The organism is Intrasporangium sp. (assembly GCF_036566125.1).
In the GTDB taxonomy this organism is placed as follows: Bacteria; Actinomycetota; Actinomycetes; order Actinomycetales; family Dermatophilaceae; genus Intrasporangium.
On record NZ_DATCWX010000124.1, the window covers coordinates 1 to 8,809 of the forward strand.

Consider the following 8,809-nt stretch of genomic DNA (forward strand, 5'->3'; position numbering starts at 1 on the left):
CTAATGCTGGTGCTCGAGCAGGTCCTTGCGCCCGGCACCGAGGACGGTGAGCGGCAGGAGGGTCTTGCCGGTGGGGCCGACCTCTATCTCCGTGCCCATCTGGGGGCACACGCCGCAGTCGAAGCACGGCGTCCAGCGGCAGTCGTCGACCTCCCGCTCGTCGAGGGCGTCCTGCCAGTCCTCCCAGAGCCAGTCCTTGTCGAGACCGGAGTCGAGGTGGTCCCAGGGGAGCACCTCGTTCTGCTCGCGCTCGCGGGTCGTGTACCAGGCGACGTCGACGGGCTGGTCGGCCAGAGCCCGCTCAGCGGCTTCCATCCAGCGCTGGTAGGAGAAGTGCTCCGACCAGCCGTCGAAGCGTCCGCCGTCGCGCCAGACCTCCTCGATGACGCGGCCGAGCCGACGGTCACCGCGTGAGAGCAGCCCTTCGACGATCCCCGGCTGGCCGTCGTGGTAGCGGAAGCCGATCGAGCTGCCGTAGCGCTTGTCCGCGCGGATCGCCTCGCGGAGCTTGAGCAGACGAGCGTCCGTCTCCTCCGAGCCCAGCTGGGCGGCCCACTGGAAGGGGGTGTGCGGCTTGGGCACGAAGCCGCCGATCGAGACGGTGCAGCGAATGTCGCGTCTGCCGGAGACGCGGCGGCCCGTCTCGATGACCTTCGTGGCCAGCTCGGCGATCTGGAGGACGTCCTCGTCCGTCTCGGTTGGCAGGCCGCACATGAAGTAGAGCTTGACCTGCCGCCAACCGGCGCCATACGCCGCGGCGACCGTGTTGATGAGGTCCTCCTCGGACACCATCTTGTTGATGACCCGGCGGATGCGCTCGGACCCACCCTCCGGCGCAAACGTCAGGCCGGAGCGGCGACCGTTGCGGGTCAGCTCGTTGGCGAGGTCGATGTTGAAGGCGTCGACGCGCGTCGACGGGAGCGACAGCCCGGTCTGGGTCCCCTCGTAGCGGTCCGCGAGGCCCTTGGTGAGGTCGGCGATCTCGGAGTGGTCGGCCGACGACAGCGAGAGCAGGCCGACCTCCTCGAAGCCGGTCGCCGCGAGACCCTGCTCGACCATCGCGCCGATGCCGGTGATGGAGCGCTCGCGCACCGGGCGGGTGATCATGCCCGCCTGGCAGAAGCGGCAACCGCGGGTGCAGCCCCGGAAGATCTCGACCGACATCCGCTCGTGGACCGACTCGGCGAGCGGCACGAGGGGCTTCTTGGGGTACGGCCACGCGTCGAGGTCCATGACGGTGTGCTTCGAGACCCGCCATGGGACGCCGTGCGCGTCCGGAGCCGGGGCAACGCGTCGGATCCGTCCGTCCGGAAGGTAGGACACGTCGTAGAACGCCGGCACGTAGACGCCGCCGGTCCGGGCGAGCCGGAGCAGGACCTCACCGCGTCCGCCCGGGCGACCCTCGGCCTTCCACTCCCCCACGATGTCGGTGATCGCCAGGACCGCCTGCTCGCCGTCGCCGATGACGGCCGCATCGATGAATTCGGAGATCGGCTCAGGGTTGAAGGATGCGTGGCCGCCAGCGATGACGATGGGGTCCTCGAGCGCGCGGTCGGACGCGTGCATGGGGATGCCCGCCAGGTCGAGGGCGGTGAGCAGGTTGGTGTAGCCGAGCTCCGTCGAGAACGAGACCCCGAGGAGATCGAAGTCGCCGACCGCGCGGTGCCCGTCGACCGTGAACTGCGGCAGGCCCGCCTCGCGCAGGGCGGCCTCCATGTCGGGCCACACGGCGTAGGTGCGCTCGGCGAGGGCATCGGGCCGCTCGTTGATGACCTCGTAGAGGATCATGACGCCCTGGTTCGGCAACCCGACCTCGTAGGCGTCGGGGTACATCAACGCCCACCGAGTCGTCAGGTCCTCGCCGGACGGCCCGTGACCGCCGACGTTCCAGTCCTTGACGGTGGAGTTCAGCTCACCGCCGACGTACTGGATGGGCTTGGTGACCCTCTCCAGCAGGGGCTCGAGGGCATGGAACATCGACTCGCCGGGCATCCGTCCATGGTACGTGCAGATCGAGAGTGCACCTTCTGCCAGCCGGGTGGCCGCGCCGGACTGCGATTCAGGCAGAAGAGTGCACTCTCGACTGGGGTCAGTCCTCCTCGTAGAGGGCGTCCAGCTGGTCCTGGTACTTCTCGCTGACGGCTCGCCGGCGAAGCTTCATGCTCGGGGTGAGGTCGCCCATCTCCACGGTCAGGTCGTGGTCGAGGATGGTGAACTTCTTGATCGTCTCCCACCGGTTGAGGCTGTCGTTGAGCTTGTCGACGTAGCCCTGGACGAGCGCACGCGCAGCGTCTGACGTGACGATCTCGGCATAGGACCTGCCCGCCATCCCGTTCGCAGCGCCCCAGGCGGTCATCGCGTCGGGGTCGAGCGTGACGAGCGCCGTGGCGAAGTTGTGCCCCGCACCGTGGACGAGGAACTGGCTCACGTAGGGGCACATGCCCTTGAACTTCGCCTCGATCTCCGCCGGCGCGATGAACTTGCCGCCCGACGTCTTGAAGAAGTCCTTCTTGCGGTCGGTGACGTGGACGAAGCCGCGCTCGTCGATACGGCCGATGTCACCCGTGTGGAACCACCCGTCCGCGTCGATGATTTCGGCCGTCGCCTCCGGCTGGTTGTGGTAGCCGCGCATGACACCCGGTCCCTTGACGAGGATCTCCCCGTCCTCCTCGGCGACCCGGACCTCGGTCCCGGGAAGCGGCCAGCCCACCGAGCCGTAGCGGTAGGAGCCGGGCACCGGTTCGTTGACGGTGGTGCCCGACGACGTCTCCGTGAGGCCGTAGCCCTCGACGAGCAGCAGCCCGACAGAGCCGAACCACCGGGCCACGTCCGCGTTGAGGGGCGCCGAGCCGCTGATCATGAAGCGAACCCGGCCGCCGAAACGCTCCTGGATCTTGTGGAGCACGAGCTTCGTGGCCAACCGGTGCCGCCGCGCCAGGCCGGCGGACGGCGTCTCGCCCCTCTCGAGCACGTCTCGCATCTCGGCGCCGACCTTGAGCGCCCAGTCGATCAGCTTCTTCTTGATGCCCGTCTCCTCCCCGAGCATGAGCTCGATCCGGCCGCGTGCCTTCTCGAAGATGCGGGGCGGGCCGGCCATGAAGGTTGGCTTGACGATGGCCATGTTGTCGACGATCTTGTCGATCCGGCCGTCGACGGCGGTGGGGAAGCCGATCTGGAGCCCGATGGCGAGGAGCATCTTGCCGAAGACGTGCGAGAGCGGCAGCCAGAGGAACTGCAGATCGTCCTCGCGGATCGTGTCGGTCGCCTGGATGACGGCCCCCTCGTAGACGACGCTGTCCTGCGCGAGGCGGACCCCCTTGGGGCGGCCGGTCGTGCCGGAGGTGTAGATCACGACGGCGAGGCTCTCCGGACCCAGCTGGTCGATGCGGGCATCGACGGCATCGGGGGTGGAGGCGAGCAGCTCACGACCCGTGGCTGCGAGGTCATCGGTCGTGATGACCCATCCATCCTCGCTGGCCTGGCCGGACATGACGATGACGTGCTTGACGTGCGGGATGTCGTTCCGGCGCTCGGACAGCTTGGCGACCTGGACACCGTCCTCCGCGAACACGATGGCGCTGCCGGAGTCATTGAGGATGTATGCGACGTCGTCCGCGATCGTCGTCGGGTAGACGGTGGTCGTAGCACCGCCTGCGCAGACGATCGCGAGGTCGGCGAGCACCCACTGGAGGCTCGTCGTCGAGGCGATGGCGACCCGGTCCTCGATCTCGACGCCGAGGCTGATGAGGCCGGCCGCCCACTCCTGGACTGTGTCGTGGGTCTGGCGCCACGTGAGGGTGGTCAGCTCGGCCCCGCCGTCCTTGAAGTAGAGGTAGGCAGGCTTGTCCGGCGTCTCCTGGACCCGTTGGCGGAAGAGCGCACCGACGCTTGGCGCGCGGTTGTCGAGGACGGCTTGGTTGACCTGGCGGTCGGCGACGGCGTGCAGGGGCATGCAGGACTCCTTCGTCACGGCTGCGAGACCCCGTCCTCGGCGACGGCGGGGCTCCGCTTGAGCCGGATGATGCCGCAATCGAGGCCAAACGTCACCCAGTGGAGGCAGATCGGCATCACTCCGTGACCGATGGGTAACTTGTCGTCGGGTCCGGAGACGCTGCTTCGCCGACTCCGCGGCGATGGTGCTGACGAGGCCCTGCCGCAGGGCGTCCTAGGCGGGCACGGTCGCGGACAGGATCTCGCGGCACCTGGCGACGTCCTCGCGCATCTGGTCGATGAGGGCCTCGATCGAGTCGAACCGCAGGGTCGGCCGCAGGTGGGAGACGAAGTCCATCGCGACACTCTCGCCGTAGAGGTCGAGATCCGTCCGGTCGAGGACGTAGGCCTCAACGCGGCGTTGGTGCCCGTCGAAGGTCGGGTTGGTGCCGATGGAGATGGCCGCCGGGAGGGTGCGGTCAGCCGCTCCCGGCTCGCGGTCGAGGCGGACGAGCCAGCCCGCATAGACGCCGTCGCTCGGGACGAGGCCCGCATGGTCCGGGGAGAGGTTCGCCGTGGGGAAGCCAAGCTCGCGACCGCGGTGGTCGCCGTGGACGACCGTCCCGCTGACCCGGTGGGGCCGACCGAGGATCTCCGCCGCGTGCCGGACCTTGCCGTCGAGGATCTCCGCGCGCAGCTGGGTCGAGCTCCAGCGACGGCCCTCGGGAGCCGCCTCCCCGATGTCGTCGAGGGCGATGACGTCGAAGCCGTGCTTCTCTCCCAGCTCGGTCAGCGTGCCGACGTCTCCCGAGTTGCGCACGCCGAAACGGGTGTCCTTTCCGACGACGACGGCGACGGCGCCCAGGGCGTCGACGAAGGTGGTCTCGACGAACTCCTCCGGGGTCTGCTGCGCGAACTCGTGGGTGAAGTGGAGCACGAGGGCCGCACCCAGACCGACGGAGTCGAGGACCTCGAGGCGTTGCTCGAGCGACATGATCTGGGCTGGTGCACGCTCGGGGTAGAGCACGGCCACGGGATGAGGCTCGAAGGTCACCGCCACCGGCGTTGCGCCCCGGTCCCGGGCCTCACGGACGACCCGGCCGAGCACCTCTCGATGCCCTCGGTGCACGCCATCGAAGTTGCCCAGGGTGACAACCGTCGGTCCCAGGTCAGATGGGATGTCCTGGAGGGCGTACCAGCGATGCACGGCGACCACTGTAGTGGCCCGGGCGTCCGCTCCTGTCGTCGCCCGCCATCGGTGACCGGGTTCCGCTCAGTCGGCGGGGGCGAAGACCACCCGCGCTCTGGCCTCGCCCCGCGTCTCGTCGAGGATGGCGACGAGCCGGCCATCCGGGTCGATCGCCGCGACGGAGTCGGCACGGTCGGCAGCGCTGGCGATGCGCTGGCCGTGCCCGAGCCTGCGGGCCTCCTCGACCGTGACCTCGTGGACAGGGAGCTGGGCTCTCGCCGCAGCCGCCAGGGGCAGGATGCTGACGGCGTCCGCCCCGCCACGCTCGACGTGTCCGACGAGCTCGGCGAGTGGGACCGCTGCAGACAGGTCGAAGCGGCCGACCCGGGTCCGTCGCAGGGCGGTCAGGTGCCCCCCGACGCCGAGCGCAGCGCCGAGGTCCCGCGCCAGCGCCCGCACGTACGTGCCCGACGACACCTCGACCTCCACCTCGACATCCAGGACATCGAGTGTCCGGCCGCCCTCGAGCGTTGCGGTGGCGGGTGCGACCGAGTGCACGTCGAAGCGGCTGACGGTGACGGGTCGTGCGGGCAGATCGACCGCTCCGCCCTTGCGGACGGTCGCATAGCTCCGTTCGCCGTTGACCTTGATGGCACTCACGGCACTGGGGACCTGATCGATCTCGCCGGTCAGGCGCGCAACGGCAGCAGGCAGGGCCGCCTCGACGGCGGCACGGTCGGCGACCCCGGCGGACGCGGTCGGCTCACCCTCGGCGTCGTCGGTGACGGTCGTCTGTCCGAGCCGGATCGTCGCCCGATACTCCTTGTCACAACCCACGAGGAAGGTGAGCAGCTTCGTCCCCTTCTCCACGCCCAGCACGAGCACACCCGTCGCCATCGGGTCGAGCGTGCCGGCGTGACCGACGCGTCTCGTCCCGCACAGGCGCCGCACTCGGGCGACGACGTCGTGGCTCGTCCACCCGGCCGGCTTGTCGACGACGAGCAGCCCGCTGCGCGGTGCCGTCACCTGGCCTCGACGTCCACGTCGAGGTCGAGCTCATGTGCCACCTCGTCCGACAGGTCGCGGTCAGCCGGCTTCTTGTAGGGGTCAGGCTCGCCCGCGTGCTTGGCGTTGGCCGCGGCGCGAGCCAGCTCCTCGTCTCGGGCCCGCGTCTGGGCGACGAGGTCCTCGATGTGGGCCGCCCCCTCGGGGATGGCGTCGGCGATGAACTCGAGGGACGGCGTCAGTCGGATGCCGATCTGCTTGCCGACGGCGGAGCGGATCCGACCCTTGTTGGCCTCGAGGACGGCAGCGGTCGCCTTGCGCTCCTCGTCGGCGCCGAAGACCGTGTAGAACACCGAGGCGTGCTGCAGGTCTCCGGTCACCCGGGCATCGGTGATGGTCACGAAGCCAAGGCGCTCGTCCTTGAGACGGAATTCGAGGTACTCCGCGACGATGACCTTGATGCGGTCGGCGACCTTGCGGGCGCGAGCTGGGTCTGCCATGGCTCTTACCTCGTTTCTTCTCGATGTGGATCTGCGGTGCACAGCCCGAAGGCCGCTTACCCACCCTAGCCGCGGCGGAACCGAGCCTCCGAGAGCCCGCCACGGCGGCAGGGCCGGGAACCGTGGGAGCGAGCCCAGCGGCATACGGAATGGGGTGAATGATCGAGGGGCCGACTTCGGCGGGGGCCCGAGGGCCCTCCGCGGAAGCCGACCCCTCGACGGTGGTCAGGCGCGCGGCTTCTCGCGCATCTCGTAGGTGGCGATGAGGTCACCGATCTGCAGGTCGTTGAACGACCCGAGGTTGATGCCGCACTCGTAGCCCTCGCGCACCTCGGTGACGTCGTCCTTGAACCGCCGAAGGCCGGCGATCTCGACGTTCTCCGAGACGACGACCCCGTCGCGGGTGATCCGCGCCTTGGAGCCGCGCTTGATCTCGCCGCTGCGGACGAGCGAACCGGCGATGTTGCCGAACTTGCTCGAACGGAAGATCTCGCGGATCTCCGCCGTGCCGAGCTCGACCTCCTCGTACTCCGGCTTGAGCATGCCCTTGAGCGCCGCCTCGACCTCCTCGATGGCCTGGTAGATCACCGAGTAGTAGCGGATCTCGACGCCCTCACGCTCGGCATAGTCCGCGTTCTGGCCTTCGGCGCGGACGTTGTAGCCGATGATGACCGCGTTCGAGGCCATCGCGAGGTTGATGTTGTTCATCGTGATGGCGCCGACGCCTCGGTCGATGATCCGCAGGTCGACCTCCTCGCCGACGTCGATCTTGAGCAGGGCGTCCTCGAGCGCCTCGACCGAACCCGACACGTCACCCTTGAGGATGAGGTTGAGGGTCTCGACCTTGCCGGCCGCGAGGGCCTCGTTGAGGTCCTCGAGCGAGATCCGCTTGCGGGCCTTGGCCAGGCTGGCCTGGCGGTCTGCCGCCTCGCGCCTTTCGGCGATCTGGCGCGCGGTGCGGTCGTCCGGAGCCACCACGAAGGTGTCACCGGCACGCGGCACCGAGGACAGACCGAGCACCTGGACCGGCCGGGACGGACCCGCCTCCTCGACGTTCTTGCCGTGCTCGTCGAGCATGGCCCGGACGCGGCCGTGGGCCGAGCCCGCGACGATGGCATCACCGACGTGCAGGGTGCCCGTCTGGACGAGGACCGTCGCCGTGGCACCGCGGCCCCGGTCGAGGTTGGCCTCGATGGCGACGCCCTTCGCATCCCGATCCGGGTTGGCGCGCAGGTCGAGCGCGGCGTCCGCCGTCAGCAGGACCGCCTCGAGCAGGCCGTCGATGTTGATGCCCTGCTTCGCGGAGACGTCGACGAACATCGTGTCGCCGCCGTACTCCTCCGCGACGAGGTTGTACTCGGTCAGCTGCTGGCGGATCTTGGCCGGGTTGGCTCCCTCGACGTCGATCTTGTTGACCGCGACGACGATCGGGACATCCGCGGCCTGCGCGTGGTTGAGCGCCTCCACGGTCTGCGGCATGACGCCGTCGTCCGCGGCGACCACGAGGATCGCGATGTCGGTCACCTTGGCACCGCGCGCACGCATGGCGGTGAACGCCTCGTGACCCGGGGTGTCGATGAAGGTGATGGCCCGCTCGACGCCCTCGTGCTCCTTGCGGACCTGGTAGGCACCGATGTGCTGCGTGATGCCACCGGCTTCGCCCGCTGCGACGTCCTCGTTGCGGATCGCGTCGAGCAGTCGCGTCTTGCCGTGGTCGACGTGGCCCATGACGGTCACGACCGGCGGGCGCGCCTCGAGGTCCTCCTCTTCCTCGGACTCGATGCCCGTCTCGAGGTCGATGTTGAACTGCTCGAAGAGCTCGCGCTCCTCCTCCTCCGGGGAGACGACCTGGACGTCGTAGCCGAGCTCGGCGCCCAGCAGCTTGAAGGTGTCCTCGTCGAGCGACTGCGTTGCGGTCGCCATCTCGCCGAGGTGGAAGAGCACCGTGACGAGCGACGCCGGGTTGGCGTTGATCTTGTCGGCGAAGTCGGTCAGCGACGAGCCACGCCGCACCCGGATGACGGTCGAGCCGTCGCCGCGCGGGACGGTGACGCCGCCGATCGAGGGCGCCTGCATCTGCTCGAACTCCTGGCGCTTCGCGCGCTTCGACTTGCGGCCGCGAACCGGGCGCCCGCCTCCGCGACCGAACGCGCCCTGCGTGCCACCACGGCCACCGGGACCGCCG

General features: G+C 69.3%; 6 protein-coding genes. All 6 read right to left on the bottom strand.

The window, feature by feature from the left end:
- Nucleotides 1-1,992, bottom strand: coding sequence for a TIGR03960 family B12-binding radical SAM protein (locus VIR15_RS07350; RefSeq protein ID WP_331926822.1), 1,992 nt, complete (start codon nucleotides 1,990-1,992; stop codon nucleotides 1-3).
- A gap of 97 nt (nucleotides 1,993-2,089) precedes the next feature.
- Complete coding sequence (locus tag VIR15_RS07355) at nucleotides 2,090-3,952, bottom strand: AMP-dependent synthetase/ligase (RefSeq protein WP_331926823.1); 1,863 nt, start codon at nucleotides 3,950-3,952, stop codon at nucleotides 2,090-2,092.
- A 213-nt stretch (nucleotides 3,953-4,165) separates the two neighbouring features.
- The gene (locus VIR15_RS07360; RefSeq protein WP_331926824.1) at nucleotides 4,166-5,137 is read right to left on the bottom strand and encodes a bifunctional riboflavin kinase/FAD synthetase; all 972 of its coding nucleotides are present in this window, start codon (nucleotides 5,135-5,137) and stop codon (nucleotides 4,166-4,168) included.
- A gap of 66 nt (nucleotides 5,138-5,203) precedes the next feature.
- The gene (truB, locus tag VIR15_RS07365) at nucleotides 5,204-6,145 is read right to left on the bottom strand and encodes a tRNA pseudouridine(55) synthase TruB (protein ID WP_331926825.1); all 942 of its coding nucleotides are present in this window, start codon (nucleotides 6,143-6,145) and stop codon (nucleotides 5,204-5,206) included.
- A complete protein-coding gene (rbfA, locus tag VIR15_RS07370) occupies nucleotides 6,142-6,624 on the bottom strand; it encodes a 30S ribosome-binding factor RbfA (protein ID WP_331926826.1) in 483 nt (160 codons plus the stop codon). Before rbfA ends, truB begins: the two co-directional genes overlap by 4 nt.
- 225 nt (nucleotides 6,625-6,849) lie before the next feature.
- Nucleotides 6,850-8,809, bottom strand: a 1,960-nt coding sequence (infB, locus tag VIR15_RS07375; RefSeq protein WP_331926827.1) for a translation initiation factor IF-2, incomplete at its 5' end; no start/stop codon positions are given.